Here is a 25,943-nt window from a genome sequence, read left to right as displayed (position 1 = left end):
CTGGAAATATCACGCATAATATCTTATCAACAGTGGCAACGGGCCTGAGTGGCCAGGGATGAACGATGAAACACTTACGTGTAGCAGTCTGTATGCTGCTGGCGGCGCTGGCTGGATGCGATAACAGCGACGACGCAACGACAGCGGCAAAAAATACCCCTCCAGCGCCTCAGGCGGCAAAATCTGACAATGCCGCCCCTGCACAACAGGCGGCAGTGGTGAAAGATCCCGCGCAATTACAGAAACTGGCTCAGCAAAGCCAGGGGAAAGCGCTAACGCTGCTGGATGCATCGGAAGTCCAGTTGGAAGGCGCTGCCGCTTTGGTACTCACATTCTCGATCCCGTTAGATCCTGAACAAGATTTTTCCCGTACTATCCATGTGGTTGATAAAAAAAACGGTAAGATTGATGGTGCCTGGGAGCTTGCGCCAAATCTGAAGGAATTGCGTTTACGGCATCTTGAGCCAAATCGGGATCTGGTCGTGACGGTTGAGCGCGATGTCAAGGCATTGAATAAAGCCACGTTTGGCAGCGATTATGAAAAAACCATCACGACGCGGGATATTCAACCGAGTGTGGGATTCGCCAGTCGCGGCTCGTTGCTGCCGGGAAAAGTGGTTGAAGGCTTGCCGGTGATGGCGCTCAATGTGAACAATGTGGATGTTAATTTCTTTCGGGTAAAACCCGAGTCGCTGGCGGCATTTGTCAGCCAGTGGGAGTACCGGAATTCAGTCTCAAACTGGGAATCTGACAATCTGCTGAAAATGTCGGATTTGGTCTATACCGGCCGCTTCGATTTGAATCCTGCCCGTAATACCCGCGAAAAACTCCTCCTACCGTTAAGCGAGATCAAGCCATTGCAGCAGGCTGGGGTCTATGTGGCGGTGATGAATCAGGCAGGACATTATAACTACAGCAATGCCGCTACGCTGTTTACGCTCAGCGACATCGGTGTTTCTGCGCACCGTTATCACAACCGTCTTGATGTTTTTACGCAAAGCCTGGGGAACGGCGCCGCGCAACAGGGCATTGAGGTCGCTTTACTCAATGATAAGGGGCAAACGCTGGCGCAAGCGACCAGTGATGCGCAGGGACATGTCCAACTGGAGACGGACAAAAACGCGGCGTTATTGCTGGCGAGAAAAGACGGGCAAACCACACTGCTGGATTTGAAATTGCCCGCTCTGGATCTGGCTGAATTTAATATTGCGGGCGCACCCGGTTATAGCAAACAGTTCTTTATGTTTGGACCCCGCGATCTCTATCGTCCTGGCGAAACGGTGATCCTCAATGGGTTACTGCGTGACAGCGACGGCAACGCGTTGCCCGATCAGCCCGTCAAACTGGAGGTGGTGAAACCGGATGGTCAGGTGTTGCGTACGGTAGTGAGCCAGCCGGAAAACGGCGTGTACCGCTTTACGTACCCGCTGGACAGCGGCGCGGCGACGGGCATGTGGCATATCCGTGCGAACACAGGCGATAACCAGTCGCGGATGTGGGATTTCCACGTTGAAGACTTTATGCCCGAGCGGATGGCGCTTAACCTGACGGCACAAAAAACACCGGTAGCTCCTGCCGATGAGGTGAAATTCTCTGTCGTCGGCTATTACCTGTATGGTGCACCGGCAAACGGTAATGCGTTGCAAGGGCAACTGTTTTTACGCCCGCTGCGAGAGGCAGTACCGGCGCTGCCGGGATTCCAGTTTGGCAATATTGCAGAAGAGAATCTCTCCCGCAGTCTCGATGAAGTTCAGCTTACGCTGGATGATACAGGCCGCGGCGAGGTGACGACGACGAGCCAGTGGCAAGAGGCACACTCACCGTTGCAGGTGATCCTACAGGCAAGCTTGCTCGAGTCGGGAGGACGCCCGGTGACGCGCCGTGTTGAACAGGCTATCTGGCCGGCGGAAACATTACCTGGTATTCGTCCACAATTCGCCGCGAAAGCCGTCTATGACTACCGCACGGACACTACGGTGAATCAGCCCATTGTGGACGAAGGCAGCAATGCGGCCTTTGACATTGTCTACGCCGATGCGCAAGGCGTAAAAAAAGCGGTTTCAGGATTACAGGTTCGTTTGATTCGCGAGCGACGTGATTACTACTGGAACTGGTCAGAAAGCGAAGGCTGGGAATCACAGTTTGATCAAAAAGATTTGGTGGAAGGGGAGCAGTCTCTCGATCTTAACGCGGATGAAACCGGTAAAGTCAGTTTCCCCGTTGATTGGGGGTCATACCGTCTGGAGGTGAAAGCGCCAAACGACGTGGTCAGTAGCGTCAGATTCTGGGCTGGATACAGCTGGCAGGATAACAGCGATGGCAGCGGCGCTGCCCGTCCGGATCGTGTCACGCTAAAACTCGATAAACCAATCTATCGTCCTGGCGACACCCTCAAATTACATATTGCTGCGCCTGCTGCGGGCAAAGGGTACGCGATGGTGGAATCGAGCGACGGTCCGCTGTGGTGGAAAGAAATTGATGTCCCTGCGGGGGGGCTTGAACTGGCGATTCCGGTGGATAAAACATGGAATCGTCACGATATATACCTGAGTGCGCTGGTGGTGCGTCCTGGTGATAAATCACGCTCAGCCACGCCGAAACGCGCTGTCGGGTTATTACATCTGCCGTTAGGGGATGAAGCCCGCCGTCTGGATCTGAGCCTGGACACGCCAGCCAAAATGCGCCCCAATCAACCGCTGACTGTGAAAGTGAAAGCGAGCGTCAAACAGGGCGAAACGCCAAAACAGATCAATGTGCTGGTGTCTGCCGTGGACAGCGGGGTGCTGAATATTACGGATTACGTGACGCCGGATCCGTGGCAGGCGTTCTTCGGGCAAAAACGCTATGGCGCAGATATCTATGATATTTACGGTCAGGTGATTGAAGGTCAGGGGCGTCTGGCGGCGCTTCGCTTTGGTGGGGATGGTGATGCACTCAAACGTGGCGGTAAACCACCGGTCAACCATGTGAACATTGTGGCGCAGCAGGCATTGCCGGTCACGCTCAATGAACAGGGTGAAGGCACGGTAACTCTGCCTATTGGTGATTTTAATGGTGAACTGCGGGTGATGGCGCAGGCGTGGACTGCCGGAAATTTTGGCAGCAGTGAAAGCAAAGTCGTGGTTGCGGCACCGGTTATTGCGGAGCTGAATACCCCGCGCTTTATGGCTGCTGGCGATACCTCACGCCTGACGCTGGATATCACGAACCTGACAGACAAACCGCAAACGCTCAATATCACGCTTAACGCCAGCGGATTACTCGAATTGGTGAGCCAACCGCCTGAGCCCGTCAATTTGGCGCCGGGAGTCAGGACCACATTGTTTATTCCCGTGCGTGCTCTTGAGGGTTTTGGCGATGGCGAATTACAGGCAACCATCAACGGAGTGAACCTGCCGGGTGAAACCATTGCCGCGCAGAATAAACAGTGGAAGATTGGGGTACGCCCTGCCTGGCCGGCCCAGACGGTAAACAGCGGTATCACCCTGCAACCAGGAGAAACCTGGCAAGCGCCTGCGCAGAATCTGGAGAATTTCTCTCCGGTTACGCTGCAGGGGCAATTGCTGTTAAGCGGCAAACCGCCGCTGAATCTGGCGCGTTATATTCGTGAGTTGAAAGCGTATCCGTATGGGTGTCTTGAGCAGACCGCCAGCGGGTTGTTCCCTTCACTGTATACCAATGCGGCGCAGTTGAAGGCGCTGGATATTGCCGGCGATAGCGATGAAAAACGTCGTGCGGCGGTCGATATCGGTATTTCTCGTCTGTTGCAGATGCAGCGCGATAACGGCGGTTTTGCGTTATGGGATAAAAACGGTCCGGAAGAGTACTGGCTGACGGCCTATGCGATGGATTTCCTGGTGCGTGCTGGCGAACAAGGGTACAGCGTGCCAGCGGAGGCAGTTAACAGTGGCAATGAACGCCTGCTTCGTTATCTGCAGGACCCGGGCATGATGTCGATCCGTTATAGCGACGATACCCCGGCCAGCAAATTTGCTGTTCAGGCTTACGCCGCGCTGGTGCTGGCCCGCCAGCAAAAAGCGCCTTTGGGTGCGTTGCGCGAGATCTGGGAGCGTCGTGCTCAGGCTGCATCAGGTTTACCCTTGCTGCAATTGGGTATTGCGCTGAAAAACATGGGTGATGCCACTCGCAGTGAACAGGCGTTGACATTGGCCCTCAATACACCGCGACGCGATACACAGCAGTGGATGGCGGATTACGGCAGTTCGCTGCGCGATAATGCGCTGATGTTGTCGCTGCTGGAGGAAAATAAACTCAAACCCGATGTGCAAAATACCTTGCTGAACACGTTGTCTGAACAGGCATTCGGCCAGCGCTGGCTCTCCACCCAGGAAAGTAATGCCCTGTTCCTTGCGGCGAGAACCTTACAGGATTTACCGGGGAACTGGCAGGCGCAGACTTCGCTTTCAGAACAGCCGCTTACGGGCGCCAACGCGCAAACGCGTAATCTTGACGCTGACCAGTTATCAGCGCTTACTGTCACCAACAGCGGCAATCAACCGCTGTGGTTGCGTCTGGACAGTAGCGGCTATCCGAATTCAGCCCCTGCGTCGACAAGTCACGTTCTGCAAATTGAACGCCAGATCCTGGGGACCGATGGGCAACGTAAATCGCTCTCCTCTCTGCGTAGCGGCGAACTGGTGCTGGTGTCGTTGGCGGTGACTGCCAGCCAGAATGTCCCCGATGCTCTGGTCGTGGATTTATTACCTGCCGGATTTGAACTGGAAAACCAGAATCTGGCGAACGGTAGCGCCAGTCTGCAGGACAGTGGCAGTGCGGTGCAGAATCTGTTGAGCCAGATGCAGCAGGCGGACATCCAGCATATGGAATTCAGAGACGACCGCTTTGTTGCCGCTGTCGCGGTAAATGAAGGACAACCGGTGACGCTGGTCTACCTCGCGCGAGCGGTGACGCCGGGAACGTATCAGGTTCCGGTTCCACAGGTGGAATCAATGTATGTTCCGCAGTGGCGGGCGACCGGAGCAACCGAAGGACTCATGATTGTCACACCGTAAATGAGAGGCTTTCGAGGAAAACGCGGCTGCTGGACTGGATTAATAGCCGCCCCCCTTCTCATTCTCTTTTTGGCATGGGGGGCAGATAAAATCTGGCCGCTGCCGCTCAGGGAGGTGAGTCCTGCACGGGTGGTGGTGGCGCATGACGGCGTACCACTTTGGCGTTTTGCTGATGCGGACGGTATCTGGCGTTATCCGGTGACTCCCGAAGAAGTGTCGCCCCGATATCTGGAAGCGCTCATCAATTATGAAGATCGCTGGTTCTGGAAGCATCCAGGGGTAAATCCGTTTTCGGTAATGCGCGCCGCCTGGCAGGATCTCTCTTCCGGGCGCGTGGTGTCTGGCGGCAGTACGCTCACCATGCAGGTCGCCAGATTACTTGATCCCCATCCGCGCACATTCGGCGGCAAGTTTCGCCAGCTTTGGCGCGCGCTTCAGCTTGAATGGCATCTTTCCAAACACGATATTTTGACGTTGTATCTTAACCGGGCGCCCTTTGGCGGAACGCTGCAAGGCATTGGCGCAGCAAGCTGGGCCTATCTCGGCAAACCGCCAGGACAACTGAGCTACTCAGAAGCGGCTCTGCTGTCTGTATTACCGCAGGCACCCAGTCGTTTGCGTCCCGATCGCTGGCCGGATCGCGCGCAAGCGGCGCGAAATAAAGTGCTGGAACGGATGGCAACTCAGGGCATATGGTCAGCAAAAATCGTGCAGGAAGCTCGTGAAGAACCGGTCTGGCTGTCGCCCCGGAAAATGCCGCAGTTGGCACCGCTCTTCTCACGTATGATGCTCGGAAAAAGCACAAGCGACAAAATCGTCACCACACTGGATGCGGGATTACAGTATCAACTGGAAGAGCTCGCGCAGACCTGGAAAAGCAGGCTACCTGCCCGCAGTTCACTGGCGATGATCGTTCTTGATCATACGGATATGAGCGTACGCGGCTGGGTGGGATCGGTGGATATGAACGACGACAGTCGCTTTGGTCATGTCAATATGGTCAATGCGATCCGATCGCCGGGATCGCTGCTCAAACCGTTTGTTTACGGTCTGGCACTGGATGAAGGACTGATTCATCCGGCGTCATTATTACAGGACGTACCGCGCCGTACCGGTGATTATCGTCCGGGGAATTTTGACAGCGGATTTCATGGCCCGGTCAGCATGAGCGAGGCGTTGGTGAGTTCGTTGAATTTGCCCGCTGTACAAGTGCTGGAAGCGTATGGTCCAAAACGTTTTGCCGCCAAACTCCGCAATGCGGGGTTGCCGTTGTATTTACCCGCTGGAGCAGCCCCCAATCTTTCGCTGATTCTGGGGGGCGCAGGGGCGAAACTGGATGAGATGACGGCGGCGTGGAGCGCCTTTGCGCGTCATGGTAAAGCCGGCGCGCTTCGGCTTCAGCCTGACTCCCCGTTACAAGAACGTCCGCTGATGTCGCCGGGTGCGGCGTGGATTATCCGGCGAATCATGGCCGATGAAGCCCAGCCTTTACCAGATAATACGCTGCCGAGGATTGCGCCGCTGGCCTGGAAAACCGGCACCAGCTATGGCTATCGCGATGCATGGGCAATTGGCATTAACGCGCGCTATGTCATTGGGATCTGGACGGGCAGACCGGACGGCACGCCCGTTGTGGGACAGTTTGGATTCGCAAGCGCCATTCCGTTACTGAATCAGGTGAACAATATTTTGCAGGCGCGAACGATGATTCAGCCGGAAGATCCTCGCCCACCCTCGGTCAGTCAGGGCGTGATTTGTTGGCCTGGAGGACAATCCCTTCCCGCAGGAGAACCAAACTGCCGTCGCCGACTGGCCACGTGGCTTCTGGAAGGTAGCCAGCCGCCAACACTGTTATTACCTGAACAGGAAGGGATTAACGGCATCCGTTTCCCGGTCTGGCTGGATGACTCGGGAAAACGTGTCGCGGCTGACTGTCCGCAGGCACACGAGCAAACGCTGATTGTATGGCCTTTACCGCTTGAACCCTGGCTTCCTGCCTCCGAACGCCGCGCATCGCGGCTTCCACCCGTTTCAACCACCTGTCCACCGTTGGGGCTAGGGGCGCTTTTACCCCTTCAGCTAACAGGGGTTCGCGACGGCGCGATTCTGAGGCGATTACCCGGCGCGCCAGAAGCCTCTTTACCGATCCAAACCCGTGGTGGAACAGAAGAGCGCTGGTGGTTTTTAAATGGTGAACGACTGCCAGAGCGTGGGCGGAATATCACGTTACGCATTGCGAAAAAGGGGGAATATCAGCTCCTGGTGATGGATGATGCAGGGCAGGTAGCGACAGTAAAATTTACCTTTCAATAGCCGTACAAAAGACCCGGCGGAGTTGATTTGTTGCTAACGCTCGTTTTATTTTAAAAAAATGTTACCTTCGTCAATGGTCAACTGGCTGGAGGGTCATTATAATCCGCGCCAGGTCGTACATGCCTACATAAACCCTAATGGGTAGACAACAACAAAACATATTCAGAGGTAATCATGGCTATTGAACGTACTTTTTCCATCATCAAACCAAACGCGGTGGCAAAAAACGTTATTGGCAACATCTTTGCGCGCTTTGAAGCAGCAGGGTTTAAAATTGTCGGTACCAAAATGCTGCACCTGACTGTTGAACAGGCGCGCGGATTCTATGCAGAGCACGACGGTAAACCTTTCTTCGATGGCCTGGTAGAGTTCATGACCTCAGGTCCGATTGTCGTTTCCGTACTGGAAAGCGAAAATGCCGTTCAGCGTCATCGCGACCTGCTGGGCGCAACTAACCCGGCTAACGCGCTGGCGGGAACCCTGCGTGCTGACTACGCTGACAGCTTCACCGAAAACGGCACCCACGGATCTGATTCCGCAGAGTCTGCCGCGCGTGAAATCGCCTATTTCTTTGGCGAAGGCGAAGTTTGCCCGCGTACTCGCTAATCGAGCAGGCTTTTACACATTATTTTCGCTAATGTCTCGCGCAAGCGTGGCATCCTTGCGATAGAATTTGTACAATGCAGCGCCCCCGGACGAGCACCGCTCACCGGGGCGTTTCTTTTTCAACCCTCCAGGGGCCATAACGTGTAATAACGAGGCCGGAATAGATTATGTCTGAACAAATTGTCACGTCTGAAAGCACCACCCCGGTAGTTCCTAATAAAGAGAGTAAAATTAATCTGTTGGATCTCAACCGCCAGCAGATGCGCGAGTTTTTTAAAGAATTAGGTGAAAAGCCCTTCCGCGCCGACCAGGTGATGAAGTGGATGTACCACTACTGCAGCGATGACTTTGATGATATGACCGATATCAACAAGGTATTGCGTGGTAAGCTGAAAGAGGTGGCGGAAATCCGTGCGCCAGAGGTGGTTGAAGAGCAGCGTTCCTCTGACGGCACCATCAAATGGGCAATTGCGGTTGGCGATCAGCGTGTTGAAACGGTCTACATCCCGGAAGACGATCGCGCCACACTGTGTGTCTCATCACAGGTGGGGTGTGCGCTGGAGTGTAAATTCTGCTCAACCGCGCAGCAAGGCTTTAACCGTAACCTGCGTGTGTCGGAAATTATCGGCCAGGTGTGGCGGGCGGCGAAGATCGTTGGTGCCGCGAAAATCACCGGGCAACGTCCTATCACCAATGTGGTGATGATGGGGATGGGTGAACCCTTACTCAACCTGACCAACGTCGTTCCCGCCATGGAAATCATGCTGGATGATTTCGGGTTCGGTTTATCAAAACGTCGCGTTACGCTGTCCACTTCCGGTGTTGTACCCGCTCTGGACAAACTGGGTGATATGATTGACGTCGCGCTGGCGATTTCCCTGCATGCGCCGAACGATGAAATTCGTGATGAAATCGTTCCTATCAACAAAAAGTACAATATCGAAACGTTCCTGAGTGCGGTTCGTCGCTATCTGGAGAAATCCAACGCGAACCAGGGGCGTGTCACGATTGAGTATGTCATGCTCGATCATGTTAACGACGGCACCGAACATGCGCATCAACTGGCTGAATTGCTGAAAGATACACCGTGCAAGATTAACCTGATTCCGTGGAACCCGTTCCCTGGCGCACCGTATGGACGTAGTTCAAACAGTCGAATTGACCGTTTCTCCAAAGTGTTGATGGGTTACGGCTTCACCACTATTGTGCGTAAGACCCGCGGTGATGATATTGATGCGGCCTGCGGTCAACTGGCGGGTGACGTGATTGATCGTACTAAACGCACCCTGCGTAAGCGCATGCAGGGTGAGGCAATCGACATTAAAGCGGTTTGATGTTAGTTACGTTGCGGTATAATTAATCTGCCGCAGCACTAAGGTAAACTATTTAAGGGCATCGCTATCTCTCTATGCTCAATAATAACGGTGCGTTTTTGTCGACTTTAGGGCAGTATGTAGCGGTGCAACAATAGTTTAGCCTTAGGCTTTAGCTGTTTTGTCATGAGTAACCTGGCAGTCTTATACTGTCCGACTAAGGTTAACTAACCTGATGTTTCGCGGTGCGGGTGGGCATTGTGGCTCACCCGCACCTGAACCCTTATTTACACGTACCTGCAGCTGTAGCGAATGAATACTGAAGCCACGCACGACCAAAAAGAAGCACAAACCACCGGCGTTCGTCTGCGCAATGCCCGTGAACAACTCGGACTCAGCCAGCAGGCAGTCGCGGAGCGACTTTGCCTGAAGGTTTCCACGGTACGCGACATTGAAGACGATAAGGCGCCAGCCGATCTCGCTTCAACGTTCCTGCGCGGGTATATCCGTTCTTACGCACGTTTGGTGCATATTCCTGAAGAAGAGTTGCTGCCAGGGCTGGAAAAGCAGGCACCGATTCGACCGGGCAAAGTCGCCCCGATGCAAAGTTTCTCTCTCGGCAAGCGTCGTAAAAAACGCGATGGCTGGTTGATGACTTTCACCTGGCTGGTTCTGTTTGTGGTCGTTGGCCTGACGGGGGCCTGGTGGTGGCAAAATCACAAGGCGCAGCAGGAAGAGATCACCACGATGGCCGATCAATCCACCGCTGAACTGAACGCCAGTAACGAGAGCTCGCAGAGCGTGCCGCTGGATACCAGCGCGACGGTAAGCCAGAATAACGCGCAAATGCCTGCGGACGCAGCGAATACTGCGGCGCAGACGCCGGAAGCGACACCCGCTGCACCGACTGCAGATGTGCAACAAAATGCGGTTGTTGCGCCTTCTCAGGCAAACGTTGATACCGCAACGACGGCGCCTGCTGTTGCTCCTGTCGACCCGGGAGCACCATTGCCGACTGACCAGGCTGACGTAACGACGACGCCTGCAGTTGATCCTAATGCGCTGGTCATGAACTTCACTGCCGATTGCTGGTTAGAAGTGACTGATGCAACGGGTAAAAAGTTGTTCAGCGGTATGCAGCGTAAAGATGGCAATTTAAACTTAACGGGCCAGGCGCCTTACAAGCTTAAAATTGGCGCTCCGGCCGCGGTACAGATCCAGTATCAAGGAAAGCCTGTCGATCTTAGCCGTTTTATCAGAACTAACCAGGTTGCGCGTCTGACCGTTAATGCCGAACAATCACCGGCTCAGTAACAGACGGGCAATGCGGGAGATTTTTCATGCATAACCAGGCTCCAATTCAACGTAGAAAGTCAAAGCGTATTTACGTTGGGAATGTGCCGATTGGCGATGGTGCCCCCATCGCCGTACAATCTATGACGAATACGCGTACCACGGATGTGGCGGCGACGGTCAATCAAATCAAAGCGCTTGAACGCGTGGGTGCCGATATTGTTCGTGTCTCTGTACCGACAATGGATGCTGCCGAAGCGTTTAAACTGATCAAACAGCAGGTCAGCGTACCTCTGGTTGCCGATATCCATTTCGATTATCGCATTGCGCTAAAAGTCGCGGAGTACGGTGTCGATTGTTTGCGGATTAACCCAGGCAATATTGGCAATGAAGAGCGTATTCGCATGGTAGTGGATTGCGCTCGCGACAAAAACATCCCGATCCGCATCGGCGTTAACGCCGGATCGCTGGAAAAAGATCTACAGGAAAAATACGGTGAACCCACACCGCAAGCGTTGCTGGAATCGGCAATGCGTCATGTGGATCATCTCGATCGTCTCAATTTTGATCAGTTTAAAGTCAGCGTTAAAGCCTCTGATGTCTTTTTAGCGGTTGAATCCTATCGTTTGCTGGCGCGTCAGATCGAACAACCCCTGCATCTCGGGATCACCGAGGCGGGCGGCGCACGCAGTGGTGCAGTGAAATCAGCGATTGGTTTGGGATTACTGCTGTCGGAAGGGATCGGCGATACGCTGCGTGTCTCGCTGGCGGCGGATCCGGTGGAAGAGATCAAAGTTGGTTTCGATATTCTGAAATCGCTGCGTATTCGTGCCCGCGGAATCAACTTTATCGCTTGTCCAACCTGTTCTCGACAGGAATTTGACGTCATCGGTACGGTTAATGCGCTGGAACAACGTCTGGAAGATATCATTACGCCAATGGATGTTTCGATTATCGGCTGTGTTGTTAACGGGCCGGGCGAAGCGCTGGTTTCTACGTTGGGTGTGACGGGCGGTAACAAGAAAAGCGGCCTCTATGAAGACGGCGTGCGTAAAGACCGACTCGACAACGACGATATGATCACGCAGCTTGAAGCCCGCATTCGTGCGAAAGCCAGCATCCTGGATGAAGCGCGCCGAATTGACGTGCAGCAGGTTGAAAAATAATAACGTGATGGGAAGCGGCGTGCTTCCCGTGTATGATTGAACCCGCATGGCTCCCGCACCGTTTGGGGAAGCGCTGAGGGTTCATTTTTATATTCAGAAAGAGAATAAACGTGGCAAAAAACATTCAAGCCATTCGCGGCATGAACGATTATCTGCCTGGCGAAACCGCCATCTGGCAGCGCATTGAAGGCACACTCAAAAACGTGCTCGGTAGCTACGGTTACAGTGAAATCCGCTTGCCGATTGTAGAGCAGACCCCGTTATTCAAACGCGCGATCGGTGAAGTTACTGACGTGGTTGAAAAAGAGATGTACACCTTTGAGGACCGTAACGGCGATAGCCTGACATTACGTCCCGAAGGGACGGCGGGCTGTGTTCGCGCCGGCATCGAACATGGTCTCCTGTACAATCAGGAACAGCGTCTGTGGTATATCGGGCCGATGTTCCGCCACGAACGTCCGCAGAAAGGGCGTTATCGTCAATTCCATCAGTTGGGTGTCGAAGTGTTTGGCCTGCAAGGCCCGGACATTGATGCTGAGCTTATCATGCTCACTGCGCGCTGGTGGCGTGCGCTGGGTATTTCTGAACATGTCAGCCTTGAGTTGAACTCTATCGGTTCACTTGAAGCCCGTGCTAACTATCGTGATGCGCTAGTTGCCTTCCTCGAACAGCATAAAGAGAAGCTGGACGAAGACTGCAAACGCCGTATGTATACCAACCCGCTGCGTGTCCTGGATTCCAAAAATCCGGAAGTGCAGGCGTTGCTCAACGACGCGCCGGCGTTGGGTGATTATCTGGATGACGACTCACGCGAACATTTCGCTGGGTTGTGCAAGCTGCTTGAAGCCGCAGGTATTGCCTACACCGTTAACCAACGTCTGGTGCGCGGCCTCGACTACTACAACCGTACCGTCTTTGAATGGGTGACCAACAGTTTGGGCTCGCAAGGCACCGTATGTGCGGGGGGGCGTTATGACGGTTTGGTGGAGCAACTCGGTGGTCGCGCAGCCCCGGCGGTAGGTTTTGCCATGGGTCTGGAACGCCTTGTTTTGCTTGTTCAGGCAGTTAATCCGGAATTTAACGTCGATCCTGTTGTCGATATATACCTGGTTGCTTCAGGCGTGGATACGCAGTCCGCTGCGATGATCTTCGCTGAACGTCTGCGTGATGAAATGCCAGGCGTAAAACTGATGACAAACCACGGTGGCGGCAACTTTAAAAAACAGTTTGCCCGTGCCGACAAATGGGGTGCCAGCGTTGCGCTGGTGCTGGGTGAGACTGAAGTGGCTGACGGTACTGTGGTCGTGAAGGATTTGCGCTCTGGTGAGCAAACGACAGTCGCGCAGGACAGCGTTGCCGCACATTTGCGCACTTTGACTCGTTAAGGAGAAGGACAGCGTGGAAATTTACGAGAACGAAAACGATCAGATTGATGCGATCAAACGTTTCTTTGCTGAGAACGGTAAAGCGCTGGTTGTTGGGGTTATTTTAGGGGTGGGGGCGCTGGTGGGGTGGCGCTACTGGACCAGCCACCAAACGGAGTCTGCACGTTCTGCTTCTCTGGCTTATCAAAATGCGGTAACCGCAGTGAGTGCGGGCAAACCGGATAGCCTTCCTGCTGCCGAGAAATTTGCTGCGGAAAATAAAAATACCTACGGCGCGCTGGCTTCTATGGAACTGGCGCAGCAGTTTGTTGATAAAAATGAACTTGAGAAAGCCGCAACCCAGTTACAGCAGGGGTTGACGGCCACCAGCGATGAGAATCTCAAAGCGGTGATCAATCTGCGTCTGGCCCGCGTTCAGGTGCAACTCAAGCAAGCGGATACTGCGCTGAAAACGCTCGACACCATCAAAGGTGAAGGGTGGGCAGCCATTGTCGCCGATTTGCGTGGAGAAGCATTGCTGAGTAAAGGTGACAAACAAGGCGCGCGTAGTGCATGGGAAGCAGGCGTAAAAAGCGACGCCACCCCAGCACTGAGCGAAATGATGCAGATGAAAATCAATAATTTGTCCATCTGAGAGGGACCCGATGCAATTGCGTAAATTACTTCTGCCAGGGCTGCTTTCCGTGAGCCTGGTGAGCGGTTGTTCACTGTTTAGTGGCGAAGAAGATGTCGTTAAGATGTCCCCATTACCTGTGGTTGAAAATCAGTTTCAACCGTCTACGGCCTGGAGCACCTCTGTTGGCAACGGTATTGGTGATTTCTATTCCAATCTTCATCCTGCTCTGGCGGATAACGTCGTCTATGCAGCCGATCGTGCTGGCGTTGTTAAGGCACTGAATGCAGACGATGGCAAAGAAGTCTGGTCTGTTAATCTGGGAGAGAAAGACGGGTGGTTCTCCAGAGCCTCTGCGCAACTCTCTGGCGGTGTGACTGTTTCCGGTGGTCATGTATATATCGGCAGTGAAAAAGCGCAGGTGTATGCTTTGAACACCAGCGACGGCACACCAGCATGGCAGACAAAAGTTGCCGGTGAGGCGTTGTCTCGTCCGGTGGTCAGTGATGGCGTGGTGCTGATTCATACCAGCAACGGTCAGCTCCAGGCGTTAAACGAGGCTGATGGTGCTATCAAATGGACTGTTAACCTTGATATGCCGTCACTCTCTCTGCGCGGCGAGTCTGCCCCAGCGACCGCCTATGGCGCCGCGATTGTGGGTGGTGATAATGGCCGTGTCAGTGCGGTGCTGATGCAGCAGGGCCAGATGATTTGGCAGCAGCGTATTTCGCAAACCACAGGGACAACCGAAATTGACCGCCTGAGCGACGTTGATACGACGCCGGTCATTGTCAATGGCGTCGTTTATGCGCTGGCTTATAATGGTAACCTGACTGCGCTGGATCTGCGCAGCGGTCAGATTATGTGGAAGCGCGAGCTGGGTTCGGTGAATGATTTTATCGTCGACGGCAACCGTATTTATCTCGTTGACCAGAATGACCGTATCATGGCGTTGACCACTGACGGTGGTGTAACCCTGTGGACACAAAGCGATCTCTTGCATCGTCTGCTGACGTCACCAGCGTTGTATAATGGCAACTTAGTGGTCGGCGATAGCGAAGGCTATCTGCACTGGCTCAACGTTGAAGATGGCCGTTTCGTGGCTCAGCAAAAAGTAGACGGCTCCGGTTTACTGACCGAACCGGTATCGGCTGATGGTAAACTGCTGATCCAGGCAAAAGACGGCACGGTGTATTCTATTACGCGTTAACCGTCACGGCCGCTCGCTTTGAAAAACGGCTCCTGGTGCAGGGGCCGTTTTACTGTTTTTAACAACGGCATAAAATGTGCGCGTTGTCTGATGATTTTTTAAATGAGGCTTTAAACATGGTACCTGTGGTCGCGCTTGTCGGGCGCCCTAACGTCGGAAAATCCACGTTATTTAACCGTCTAACTCGCACCCGAGATGCGCTGGTTGCGGATTTCCCGGGTCTGACTCGTGACCGTAAGTACGGTCGTGCGGAAGTTGAAGGCCGCGAGTTTATCTGTATCGATACTGGTGGTATTGATGGCACTGAAGACGGCGTCGAGACGCGTATGGCGGAACAGTCGCTGTTGGCGATTGAAGAGGCCGATGTAGTGTTATTCATGGTTGATGCACGAGCAGGGCTGATGCCCGCCGATGAAGCCATCGCTCAGCATCTGCGTTCTCGCCAGAAGCCGACATTCCTTGTTGCCAACAAAACGGACGGCCTTGATCCTGACCAGGCGATCGTCGATTTCTATTCACTGGGTTTAGGCGAAATCCACCCGATTGCGGCATCTCATGGGCGTGGCGTACTGAGTCTGCTGGAACACGTGCTGCTGCCGTGGATGGATGATGTCGCTCCGCAGGAAGAAGTCGATGAAGATGCGGAGTATTGGGCGAAGCTTGCAGCCGAAGAAAACGGTGAAGAAGAGCCGGAAGATGATTTCAACCCGCAAGATCTGCCGATCAAGCTGGCTATCGTCGGCCGTCCGAACGTAGGTAAGTCCACACTGACTAACCGTATTTTGGGTGAAGATCGCGTTGTCGTCTATGACATGCCGGGCACCACGCGTGACAGTATCTATATTCCGATGGAACGCGATGAGCGTGAGTATGTACTGATTGATACCGCGGGTGTTCGCAAACGGGGTAAAATCACTGACGCGGTAGAAAAATTCTCCGTTATCAAAACGTTGCAGGCGATTGAAGACGCCAACGTGGTGATGCTGGTGATTGACGCGCGCGAAGGTATTTCCGATCAGGATCTGTCGTTGCTGGGCTTCATTCTCAATAGTGGGCGCTCACTTGTTATTGTGGTGAACAAATGGGATGGCCTGACCCAGGAAGTCAAAGAGCAGGTAAAAGAGACGCTGGACTTCCGTCTGGGCTTTATTGATTTTGCCCGCGTACACTTTATTTCTGCACTGCACGGCAGCGGTGTGGGCAACCTGTTTGAATCTATTCGTGAGGCGTACGACAGCTCAACGCGTCGCGTGAGCACGGCTATGCTGACCCGTATCATGACGATGGCGGCAGAAGATCACCAGCCGCCGCTGGTGCGCGGTCGTCGCGTTAAGTTGAAATATGCCCATGCCGGTGGTTATAACCCGCCAATCGTGGTGATTCACGGTAACCAGGTGAAAGATTTGCCGGATTCCTACAAGCGTTATCTGATGAACTACTTCCGTAAGTCACTGGAAGTGATGGGGACACCGATCCGCATTCAGTTTAAAGAAGGGGAAAACCCGTATGCCAACAAACGCAATACGTTGACCCCAACCCAGATGCGTAAGCGTAAGCGTCTGATTAAGCACATCAAGAAAAGTAAGTAATCACTCATCTCAAAGCCCGCATTATGGATTGGCTCCATTATGCGGGCTTTTTTTCGCCTGTAACCCATGTTATTACGGCAATCCGGGATAGAAAATCTGCAACCAAATAGCGGTACTGCAGGTTATCAGCCCGGAGTGCAACGTGCTGCGTGCCCATACGTTCATGATAGTGACTGGATGACTTTTTCGACCTGTCGGCATGAAACGTACAGATGATAAAGCGTCGATGCTGGGGCGGGTTGTGAAATGCGTTCCCCTTTCGCGGATATTTCATCGCAATATACTGTTGCGGTTTCGCCATAGACGTATTGTTGCATCAGTCTGGCCGCATGTTCATCCAGAGTAGGTAACACCGATTTATCCTGGGTTGTTTCATATGCGACCACATCAGCCTTCAGCCGTTCAGTCTGGCACCAGAGGCGACTTGTTGCGCGATAAGGTGTTTTATTGATATGAATTTCATTCATGACAGCCTTCGTGAGTGGATTTTCTCCATGGTCGATGGCAAGGCGTTGCAGCGCAGCGCGCCAGTGTGATGTATCAATACCCGAAAGTTTCTGATATTCGTGGAGTAACCATGTCCACTCATGATGATGACCTGGATCTATGTATTGAGACTCTACCAGTGTGGGTTGCCAACCAGGGGCAAAAAATTCCACCAGACACTGCTTTTCCTGATGGAAGAACCGCTCGCGGAATAACTTAAACAGGTAATGCGCTTCGTGTTCCCAGCGGGAGTCGCCCGTAATCGCCCACCAGGAAAGCATCGCTTCGAACAGGTGCATATGGGGATTCTGGCTTAACTTTTCGGGACGGGCGGTGTTAAGCGCATAACCTCCCTCTGCAAGTGACAGGTGTATTTTCATCCAATCGTGCAATTTTTCTGCATGCGTCAGTATATGGCGATCGTTAGTCAATGAGTACAACTCGCTAAATGCCAGCAATGCGAAAGCCTGCTCGTAGGTATTCGTCTGCAAGGCGAGCGCATCGCCGGCATTGGAAAAGAGAAAAGCGCCATCTTTATCGATAAAGTCCGCCAAACCCTCTTTCATGATGTTATTCAAAATTTCACTTGCGTCGCACCAACCTGTTCGAGTGGCGTGAGCGAAGACATAAAGCTGGCGCGTTTGCACACGACTACGGATTAACGGTGAACGCTCTGGTAGGGTTTCAGCAAAGCAGATCGAACCGTCTTCCCGAGTTTTGATACCCTGGCTCAGAAAGCAAGGGAGCGCAGTGTTGTGCATCCAGGTGACAAATTCTTTTGTATTTATCAGCATCACACGATCTCCGCCTGGCGTACATTCGCCACAATGACAGCAATTTCTTTCTGCTGTGGCGAGCGGATACGGTAGTGTTCAAGCGCTGCGGGAATAATAACCGTTTCCGCATAATGGACGATGAAGGGAGCAAAGCGGTGATCGGGGCTCTCAATGATGGCTTCTTTACCTTCCACCAGGTTGAGCATCTGGAATTCACCATGCGTGGCGATTTCGACCTCTTTTGTCACCCAGTAACGGTGAGTGTCGATAAACTCAAGTTCATGTAGACCAGTACGTTCACAACGCCAGCCTGTTGACTCATATATTGGTGTGGTTGTGTTAATGAGTTGCTCGCGACACCATTCAGTATCACGCTCTTCACGCATAACCATACTGCCATGGTTGAGATGCACCGGGCGTGGTTTCTGGTCCAGTCCTACTCGGCCCCAGTCCCACAGTTTGAAAGTGAAAATGTATGGCGTCGCTGATATTTCAAGAATCATTGCGTTACTACCGGAACAGTGAACGGTTCCTGCCGGAATCAGCACGTGGTCATGTTTTTTCACCGGGAAGCAATTGACGTATTTTTCTACATCAAGTTCGCCGGTTTTCTGTGCTTCTTCGACTGCGGCAACCAGCTGTTGCTTTTTTACACCTGTGCGAAATCCAAGCCAGACGCTGGCATCGTCGCCAGCATCGAGAATGTAATAGCTCTCATCCTGAGTGTAATGCATACCAAAATTTTGCTGAATGTAATCTGTAGAAGGATGAACCTGCAGGCTTAAGTTTCCACCAGACATAGTATCGAGGAAGTCAAACCGAATAGGGAACTCTGCACCAAAGCGAGCATAGTTACGTTCTCCCAGTAACTCTGATGGGCGGGCGAGTACCAGGTTGATAGCGGGTATAGTCATGGTGTTCTCGCCGAAATTGAGCGTCAGGCTGTTCTCTTCAGGAACGCCATCAAAGCACCAGGCATAATTTTTCTCTGTCGATGGAAGGTCGCACACTTCTTCCATCCATTTTCCACCCCACACACCGGGATCAAAGAAAGGATTGAGTCGGAATGGCGTCTTCAGGCAGGCATCAAGAGCGGCGTGAAAGGTGGTATTGTCGATCATTACGGGAGGTTGTGTCAGGGTATCAATATAAAAATCAAATTGTTCAAACAATTCGCGCTTGTGACGATCGGCGATACGCCACTCCCAGAAAAAACCGCGTTTGTATTTTTTTAGGATGTCCTCATTAGGGTTGTCTGCCAGCCAGTTACTGGCGCCCGCGCGCCAGTCGAGTTGTCGCTGCCAGCGAGGATAATCGGCGTAAATGAGTAAGTCGCTTTTTGTGATCAGTGCCGCGCCTGTACCTATGACAAATACCACACTTTCGCTGGACGCTAGCGTCTTATTAAGTGTCTCAACGGCGCAGGAATCAAGATAATCCCTGAGGTTTGCGCAGCTCATAACACCGAAGACTCTGTCATTTGTCAGCGTTTCTGAGAGGCGCGAATCTAACGCGCTTCCCTTTTGATAACAATCATCTGCATCCAACCAGAGTGCCTGCTGAAAAGCAGGAAAGCGACTTAATGCATTTTGGATGGCTGATTTATTGACCCCTGGGTAACAATCAATCGCAATAACCGCAGAGTGGTCTGCAGAGATATTCTGTTGAATTTGCTGTGCAATATGCGCCCAACCTGTTGCGGGTGTAGCCTTTTCGGTGACATTGACCGCAGGGAATTTGTCATAGTTGGCAGGGTGCTTAAGGTAGCCCATACTTTTCTCCTAAGGTTAAACGTTTAACTTTAATGACCAGACTATAAGACAAGACTCCGTATCATTCCAGAGGGCAAAAAAAGATGGTTTTGTTTATCTAATTGATTTTGTTTTACTTTTATTTTTGATTGCCATGGGTTTTATGAAGATCGTGACAGGTATCGTAAATTTACGCTCATTTAATCGACATAATGTAGGTAAAACGAATAACCTTGTTTGAGCTTATCAGGGAGATATTTAAATGAAACCACTGGCGATCCATTTTGGTACAGGTGCTTTAGGTCGGGGGCTTGTTATTCCGTTTTTGTGTGAAAGCGGTTACGACGTTATTGCTGTCGATACTGAGCGCGCGCTCATTGAGGCCCTGAAAGTGCAAAGGGGGTACGAGATTTCATTTACCGATACTCACGAAATTTGCAGGGTAGAATTGAAGGATGTGTTTCATTCTGCGGATACGTCGTTAATTGAATGGCTGGCAAAAGCGGCGGTTATCACGACCTCAGTGCGAAAAGAAAATCTGTATCATGTGGCTAAATTGCTCAAAGATATTCCACCGAAAACAGTTATCTGCTGCGAGAACATCGAACATAGCGGTAGTTTCTTTGGCTCGCAAATGCAGGAAGTCGGTGTAAATGCCGATGGCTGGTACCTTCCTGATTGCATGGTGGACAGAATTTGTTCTTCTTGTTGGCCTGATTCTCTGGTAATAGAAACAGAATCATGGGGGGCAGTCTCTGTACAGTCGCTGCCAGGGGCGATGATTCCTGGAAAATTTGAAGTCACGCAAAACATTGAGCGTAAATTCCAGGAAAAGCGAATTTTAGTGAATACCTGGGCTGACGGGATCTGTTTTCTCGGCTTAGCTGCAGGTTATCGCTATATGTATGAAGCAGCCAGTGATTGTGCGCTTAATGCCGATATGAATGACTATATGGAATTGATGAAATTCTACTTACAACAAGAATATCAGTTGGAAAAATCCTACCTTGATCGTATTGCTGAAAAAAAACGTCTACGTTTATCTAATTCAGCGATCCAGCGCGATTTGACGAGTGTTGCGCGTAATTTTCTTGAGAAAATACGACCCACAGAACGATTTATTTTTCCGTTAACAGTATTGCAGCGGAGAAACATTAATATTGATGCTGCAATTCCTTTTTTGAATAAACTGATCAACAGTTGGGCCACGCTTCAGGTTGACAGTAAATTGGCCAGAGCTCAGGCACTAAAAAATATCAATAACTGTGAAATTGTCAGTAAACTCGAGAATGCGCTATGACAGAAATTATATTTGCAGCTCATGGTTTATCTGCAACTGGAATGCGAGACAGTGTCGAGATGGTCATTGGCCCGCAGGATAATTTTCATACGGTCATGTTGTCTCAGGAAGTGGGGATTGAGTCATTCAAAGCTGAATTGGGTGAATTAGTTCGTCGATTCAGGATTGAAGGCAAAACGGATATTCTTATTCTCACTGATATTCCGGCAGGTACACCTTATAACGTTGGTGTCGAGCTTTCTCTTGAATATGACGGGGTTGCAGTCTTGTCGGGCACAAATTTCTCAATGGTTCTGGCCGCTCTGGAGATAAGTGATATACCACTTGATGAAATGGTTCTTGAAATTATTACAACAGGTAGAGAAGCCGTTGGTACTTTTAAAGAAATAATATCCACTGAGGAGGACTTCTGATAATGGCTGTTTCCTTTTTACGCATTGACGACCGACTTATTCATGGTCAAATGGCTGCCAGTTGGATCGGTTCCAGTCCATGTGATGGAATTGTGGTGATTGATGATGATGCGGCAAATAATGAAATGCAGAAGCGCGTGTTATTATCGATTTTGCCATCAGTTAAAACGTGGGTATTTAGCATTGAGGAGGCGACACAAAAGTTACCGAAAGTTATCGAGTCACAAAAACAATACTATGTTATTGCCCGTAATGCTAAGGGGCTTTCGCGTTTGGTGACCGCAGTGCCTGAATTACGTCAGGCCATCAGTAAAGTCAATGTTGGACCGCTTTCGAAACGCCAGGACGCCATTCCGGTGAATAAAGGGCAAAGTATTACCTCTGAGGAAATCCCCGCATTCAATCATCTGGCTGGATTGGGATTTAATATTGAATTCCGCCTGCTACCGGATACTGTGGCCGTTAGTTGGGAATCCGCTGTGAAAAAATTAGACGGGGCAAATCATGATTGAAATCAATCTCTTTCAGGCAATGCTGATCGGCGTTTTTTGTTATTTAGGGGCGTTAACGACCCCCTGGCTTTTAGGGTTAACAGGTGGTTGGTATACGTTATCGAGACCCCTTGTCGCTGCTTTTATCACCGGGATTATTGTAGGCGATATAGAGAATGCAATAATTATTGGTGTTGCCGTACAGACCGTGTATATCGCGTTTGTTTCGCCGGGTAATGCGATGCCACAAGATCTTAATTTTGTTTCCTGGTTGGCTCTGCCATTGGCAATTCTTTCAGGGCAGGATGCGAAAGTCGCAGTGACACTTGCGGCGACTATTGGTGTGGCAGGAACTATTATTTTTAACTTTACGATGTTGTCAAATGTCTTCTGGAATACTCGAGCGGATAACGCACTGGCGGCACAGGATAAAAAAGCCTGGCAACGCAATGCGATCTGGTTCCCCCAACTCAGTAACTTTGTTGTCCGTTTTGTTCCTGTAGTTTTGGCCTGTATGTATGGTCCAAAATATATTGAATGGCTGGTTAACGCTATGCCTGCATCTTTGATGCATGTTGTTTCTGTCTTTGGCGGCGTGCTGCCTGCAGTAGGTATTGCTATGCTGATGCGCCAGGCGATAATTGAGAAAACGATGCTGATTTATTTTCTTTTTGGCTTCGTATGTGTCGTATTTATGAAAGTAAATATGATCGCCTTGGTGATTATCAGTCTTTTGTTGGCATTAATTCATTATAAATACAAGCCAGGTAAATATACTGCCTCCGCAAATGTTAACGAGGATGAATTCTAATGACTCAGAAATATACTATCGCTGACTCTACTATCACAACAGCACATTCTGCCATTAAGTCTGAAACTCTGGATGCGAAAACATTACGAAAAAGTTGGCTTAACTGGGCGATGCACAATATTACCGTTGCATCATATGATCGTATGGAAGGGCACGGTTTTGTTAAGTCATTGATGCCTGCGGTAGAAAAATTCTACCCCAATGATAAAGCTCGTCAGGCAGAAGTACTGCTTCCTCATACCTCTTATTTCAATACCGAACCGCAACTGGGAGCAATGATTCCAGGGATTGTCATCGGTATGGAAGAGCAACGTGCGCGAGGGGAACCGGTCGATGCTAACACTATCCAAACCGTAAAGAATTCACTCATGGGGCCGCTGGCAGGGATTGGCGACTCATCTATCCAGGGGACGTTGATCCCAGTCTTACTTAGTATTGCCATTTCATTGTCGGCAGGAGGATCTGTTCTCGGCCCACTGTTTTATATTGTGGTATTTAATTTTCTGATAATAGGCCTCAGTTACCGGGTTTTTCATTCAGGTTATCGTCTGGGTGTTAAAGCTGTCGATTTATTTGTGAGTGAAAATGCCAATAAATTACGTGAGTGTATGTCAATCATTGGGGTGACAGTGATTGGCGGTATTGCATCAACATATATTACGCTGACGACACCGCTGTCTTTTAATTCTGGCAAGGTTAATATTAGCGCCCAAAATATTCTTGACGGTATTTTCCCTCATTTGCTACCGTTGCTCGCTGTTATTGGTGTTTGGTTGTTGTTGACAAAATTTAGACTATCGGTGGTGAAAACCATGTTGGTTACCCTTGTTGTGTCAGGTATTGGCGCGTTTATCGGTATTTTTTGACGGAGTAAAAGCATGACAAAACGCGCGACGGTAGCTGATGTAGCAGCCTGGGCAAAAGTATCTACGGCGACAGTCTCCAATGTGCTTAGCAATCGATCTGGCAGGGTTTCCACCAAAACCCGCCAGCGCGTTTTGGATGCAATAGAAGCTTTGGATTATACCTATAATGAAACGGCTGCTACGTTGCGCAGCAATAAGTCGAATATTATTGGGCTGGTAATTCATGACTTAAGTAACCCTTATTACACTGAATTAATTGCCAAAATTAATAGAGAGTTGGTGAAACACGGGTTTGCGACCATTCTGGCCTGTTCTGATGAAAATTTGGAAAGTCAGCAAAGTTACCTGCATTTAATGAAGCGGCATAACGCGCTGGCTGTACTGTTGTGTCCGACCTGGGAAACAACAGCTGAGCATCTCAATGCCTGGCGTGATTTAAGCCCGACAATCACTTTTCTACGTCCCATTGGTAGTCATGAATGTGACTTTATTGGCATAGATAACTACCAGGCGGCTTACGATTTAACAACTCGTCTCATTAATGATGGACACAGGCATATTGCCTTTATCGGCGGAAGTCAGCATTCGCGTTTACGCCGCCAACGTTTGCAGGGTTGGAAGGATGCTCACGAGGATGCAGGAATCACATGGAATGATGCCTATGTGTATTACTGCGCGTCGAGCATGAGTGCTGGGGCAGAGACGACCATGAGGCTTTTTCAGCAAGATACTCCCATAACGTCTCTTGTCTGCTATCAGGATGTCGTGGCGTTTGGCGCAATGAACGCATTACAGTATCTTGGTAAAAAGGTGGGCAGTGAAATAGCAGTTACTGGTTTTGATGGTTTGAATGATGCTAAGGGGTGGTTTCCTTCATTGACCACTGCTGAAGTGCAAATCAATGTGTTTGCAGAGCATATAGTGGAGCGTTTGCTTGCCCGTCTCAACAAACCAGAAGATCCGCCAAGTGTTACGTTACTTCATTCCCACATCCACTGGCGCAATTCATCTAATCATAAATAAGATAATCCCTTTGCCAGATTCGCACCGCCTGGAGGATCCCTCCCGGCGGTTTTTCGCCATGCTTATGCAAGAACGGCTGCGCATTGTCTGACCCGTTAACGCATAATCAGAATGGGAAACTGACAATTGAGGCAGTCGCGTTATGCAGATCGGATTCGTTGGGTTAGGCGCCGTTGTGGAAACGGCATATTTGCCCGCGCTTAAGCGGTTGTCCAGTCAGCCGGAAATATGTTGGGGGTTTGATGTTAACCCAGACAGACGTTTGCCGGGGGTACAATGCTGTGAGTCGCTGGCATCTCTGCTGGCGAAGCCGCTTGATATGCTTTTTATCACGACGACCTCACTTCAGCATTTGCCAATTCTGGAAGCAGCTCTGACGTTTACCGTGGCTAACATTGTGATTGAGAAACCTGTCGTGGCAACACTTGCGCAGATTTCCCGGCTGCGCGTTCTTTTGAATGATCCCGACAGCGCTCGTCGCGTTCTGGCGCTTGACCACTGGATGGCGCGAGCGGGGGCGCTGAAACTGGCGTTGGGCGAATTGGATAGCAGCTGGCAGGCAGAAAATGGCAACCCTCCGGGTCAACCTTTGATAACGTCGCTACAGGATATCGTTCGTATTGATGGATTCCTGCAAGAGCCCAGTGGCTTTAACGAGAAAGGTGAACCTGTAGCGCTGAATTTTGCCACGGGTGAAATCGACACTCGCCAGTTACATCATCCTGACGGTGTCATCGTTGATATTGGTACGCACGTGTTGGCGATGCTTAGGGAAACTCTCCACCATTGTGGAGGGGACAATTTTCTGCACCTTGAGGTGCAATCGGCGAAGGATCGTCTTGGGGTTCCGATTACGCAAGGTGATCTGCAGACTGCTGAGGGCGAGGCACATTTATTCGGTGAATTGTGTGGGATCCCCGTTAATATTTATCTAAATAAATATGCCGGGTCTGCCGGAGGCCAGAAAGGAATACGACTTTGGCTACGTGACGGGAAAATCATTAGTCAGGACAGAGAGCGTTCGGGAGAGGTTGTTGAGTTGATTGATGGCAGACAGACGCTTCGTTGGCGAAAACCGGGCGCGGTGTATGCACATTGTCTGCAGGACTGCATTTTAGGCGCGAACAGTGTATTTACTCAGGCACCGAATAATGTCGCTCAGCTAACACAACGGCGAATTGAGGAGGTTGAGGCATTGCTGCAACTGCAACAACAACTACGTGGTCCGCATTGAGCATCTGAACATGTTAAAATAAGAAGAAGATAACGTTCAGTAAGGAAAGATGATGGAACTTATTTGCCCTGTTTGCCAAGGTTTTCTGGACGCAAGAGGTGATCATGCGCACTGTGCGTCATGTGAGAAAGATTTCAAACTGGAAGCTCGATGCCCGGATTGCCATCAACCCTTGCAGGTTTTAAAAGCCTGCGGTGCCGTAGATTATTTTTGCCAGCACGGTCATGGGTTAATTTCAAAAAAACGCGTAGAGTTTGTGGTTCAAGACTGA

General features: G+C 51.0%; 20 protein-coding genes. 18 read left to right on the top strand and 2 right to left on the bottom strand.

Annotated features, from left to right (window positions below; translation table 11 throughout):
- Window positions 1-65: 65 nt before the first annotated feature.
- From CJP72_RS01330 to der, 10 genes are all read left to right on the top strand, one after another.
- The gene (locus tag CJP72_RS01330) at window positions 66-5,033 is read left to right on the top strand and encodes an alpha-2-macroglobulin family protein (RefSeq protein WP_162379110.1); all 4,968 of its coding nucleotides are present in this window, start codon (window positions 66-68) and stop codon (window positions 5,031-5,033) included.
- Window positions 5,034-7,346, top strand: coding sequence for a peptidoglycan glycosyltransferase PbpC (gene pbpC, locus CJP72_RS01325; RefSeq protein ID WP_162379109.1), 2,313 nt, complete (start codon window positions 5,034-5,036; stop codon window positions 7,344-7,346). It begins immediately after the preceding gene.
- Between the two features lie 174 nt (window positions 7,347-7,520).
- Complete coding sequence (gene ndk, locus CJP72_RS01320; RefSeq protein ID WP_162379108.1) at window positions 7,521-7,952, top strand: nucleoside-diphosphate kinase; 432 nt, start codon at window positions 7,521-7,523, stop codon at window positions 7,950-7,952.
- Window positions 7,953-8,119: 167 nt separating this feature from the next.
- A complete protein-coding gene (locus CJP72_RS01315; protein WP_162379107.1) occupies window positions 8,120-9,286 on the top strand; it encodes a bifunctional tRNA (adenosine(37)-C2)-methyltransferase TrmG/ribosomal RNA large subunit methyltransferase RlmN in 1,167 nt (388 codons plus the stop codon).
- A gap of 291 nt (window positions 9,287-9,577) precedes the next feature.
- On the top strand, window positions 9,578-10,579 hold the full coding sequence (gene rodZ, locus CJP72_RS01310) for a cytoskeleton protein RodZ (RefSeq protein WP_162379106.1): 1,002 nt from the start codon (window positions 9,578-9,580) through the stop codon (window positions 10,577-10,579).
- A gap of 26 nt (window positions 10,580-10,605) precedes the next feature.
- On the top strand, window positions 10,606-11,724 hold the full coding sequence (gene ispG / locus CJP72_RS01305; protein WP_162379105.1) for a flavodoxin-dependent (E)-4-hydroxy-3-methylbut-2-enyl-diphosphate synthase: 1,119 nt from the start codon (window positions 10,606-10,608) through the stop codon (window positions 11,722-11,724).
- Between the two features lie 110 nt (window positions 11,725-11,834).
- Window positions 11,835-13,109, top strand: a complete 1,275-nt coding sequence (hisS, locus tag CJP72_RS01300) for a histidine--tRNA ligase (RefSeq protein ID WP_162379104.1) — start codon at window positions 11,835-11,837, stop codon at window positions 13,107-13,109.
- A gap of 13 nt (window positions 13,110-13,122) precedes the next feature.
- Window positions 13,123-13,743, top strand: coding sequence for a tetratricopeptide repeat protein (locus tag CJP72_RS01295; RefSeq protein WP_162379103.1), 621 nt, complete (start codon window positions 13,123-13,125; stop codon window positions 13,741-13,743).
- A 10-nt stretch (window positions 13,744-13,753) separates the two neighbouring features.
- Window positions 13,754-14,932, top strand: coding sequence for an outer membrane protein assembly factor BamB (gene bamB, locus CJP72_RS01290; protein ID WP_162379102.1), 1,179 nt, complete (start codon window positions 13,754-13,756; stop codon window positions 14,930-14,932).
- 116 nt (window positions 14,933-15,048) lie between these two features.
- On the top strand, window positions 15,049-16,521 hold the full coding sequence (gene der, locus CJP72_RS01285) for a ribosome biogenesis GTPase Der (protein WP_162379101.1): 1,473 nt from the start codon (window positions 15,049-15,051) through the stop codon (window positions 16,519-16,521).
- 161 nt (window positions 16,522-16,682) lie between these two features.
- Here der and CJP72_RS01280 read toward each other — a convergent pair whose 3' ends face one another.
- Together CJP72_RS01280 and CJP72_RS01275 are read right to left on the bottom strand one after the other, a co-directional pair.
- Entirely contained in the window at window positions 16,683-17,801 is a 1,119-nt protein-coding gene (locus CJP72_RS01280; RefSeq protein ID WP_162379166.1) for an AGE family epimerase/isomerase, read from the bottom strand.
- Window positions 17,801-19,555 carry a class I mannose-6-phosphate isomerase gene (locus CJP72_RS01275; RefSeq protein ID WP_162379100.1) on the bottom strand — a complete coding sequence of 585 codons (1,755 nt, stop codon included), beginning with the start codon at window positions 19,553-19,555 and terminating at the stop codon, window positions 17,801-17,803. The genes CJP72_RS01280 and CJP72_RS01275 overlap by 1 nt, the downstream gene beginning before the upstream one ends.
- A gap of 241 nt (window positions 19,556-19,796) precedes the next feature.
- On the opposite strand from CJP72_RS01275, the gene CJP72_RS01270 reads away from it, so the two are divergent.
- The 8 genes from CJP72_RS01270 (at window position 19,797) to CJP72_RS01235 (ending at window position 25,943) form a co-directional block, all read left to right on the top strand.
- A complete protein-coding gene (locus tag CJP72_RS01270; RefSeq protein WP_162379099.1) occupies window positions 19,797-20,834 on the top strand; it encodes a mannitol dehydrogenase in 1,038 nt (345 codons plus the stop codon).
- The gene (locus tag CJP72_RS01265) at window positions 20,831-21,247 is read left to right on the top strand and encodes a PTS sugar transporter subunit IIA (protein WP_162379098.1); all 417 of its coding nucleotides are present in this window, start codon (window positions 20,831-20,833) and stop codon (window positions 21,245-21,247) included. The genes CJP72_RS01270 and CJP72_RS01265 overlap by 4 nt, the downstream gene beginning before the upstream one ends.
- Before the next feature lie 2 nt (window positions 21,248-21,249).
- Complete coding sequence (locus CJP72_RS01260) at window positions 21,250-21,759, top strand: PTS system mannose/fructose/N-acetylgalactosamine-transporter subunit IIB (RefSeq protein ID WP_162379097.1); 510 nt, start codon at window positions 21,250-21,252, stop codon at window positions 21,757-21,759.
- Complete coding sequence (locus CJP72_RS01255) at window positions 21,752-22,549, top strand: PTS mannose/fructose/sorbose/N-acetylgalactosamine transporter subunit IIC (protein ID WP_193568547.1); 798 nt, start codon at window positions 21,752-21,754, stop codon at window positions 22,547-22,549. Before CJP72_RS01260 ends, CJP72_RS01255 begins: the two co-directional genes overlap by 8 nt.
- Window positions 22,549-23,415, top strand: a complete 867-nt coding sequence (locus CJP72_RS01250) for a PTS system mannose/fructose/sorbose family transporter subunit IID (protein ID WP_162379096.1) — start codon at window positions 22,549-22,551, stop codon at window positions 23,413-23,415. Before CJP72_RS01255 ends, CJP72_RS01250 begins: the two co-directional genes overlap by 1 nt.
- Window positions 23,416-23,427: 12 nt before the next feature.
- Window positions 23,428-24,438: a LacI family DNA-binding transcriptional regulator gene (locus CJP72_RS01245; protein WP_162379095.1), complete on the top strand. Its 1,011-nt coding sequence runs from the start codon at window positions 23,428-23,430 to the stop codon at window positions 24,436-24,438.
- Window positions 24,439-24,580: 142 nt separating this feature from the next.
- Window positions 24,581-25,672 (top strand): Gfo/Idh/MocA family oxidoreductase, encoded by a 1,092-nt coding sequence (locus CJP72_RS01240; protein WP_162379094.1) that lies wholly within the window; start codon window positions 24,581-24,583, stop codon window positions 25,670-25,672.
- A 52-nt stretch (window positions 25,673-25,724) separates the two neighbouring features.
- Window positions 25,725-25,943: a zinc ribbon domain-containing protein gene (locus tag CJP72_RS01235; protein ID WP_162379164.1), complete on the top strand. Its 219-nt coding sequence runs from the start codon at window positions 25,725-25,727 to the stop codon at window positions 25,941-25,943.

It is taken from the genome of Citrobacter sp. NCU1 (genome assembly GCF_010231475.1).
Lineage (GTDB): Bacteria > Pseudomonadota > Gammaproteobacteria > Enterobacterales > Enterobacteriaceae > Citrobacter_D.
Note: the sequence above shows the minus strand (reverse complement) of the source record. Positions and strands in the feature narration are given on the sequence as shown.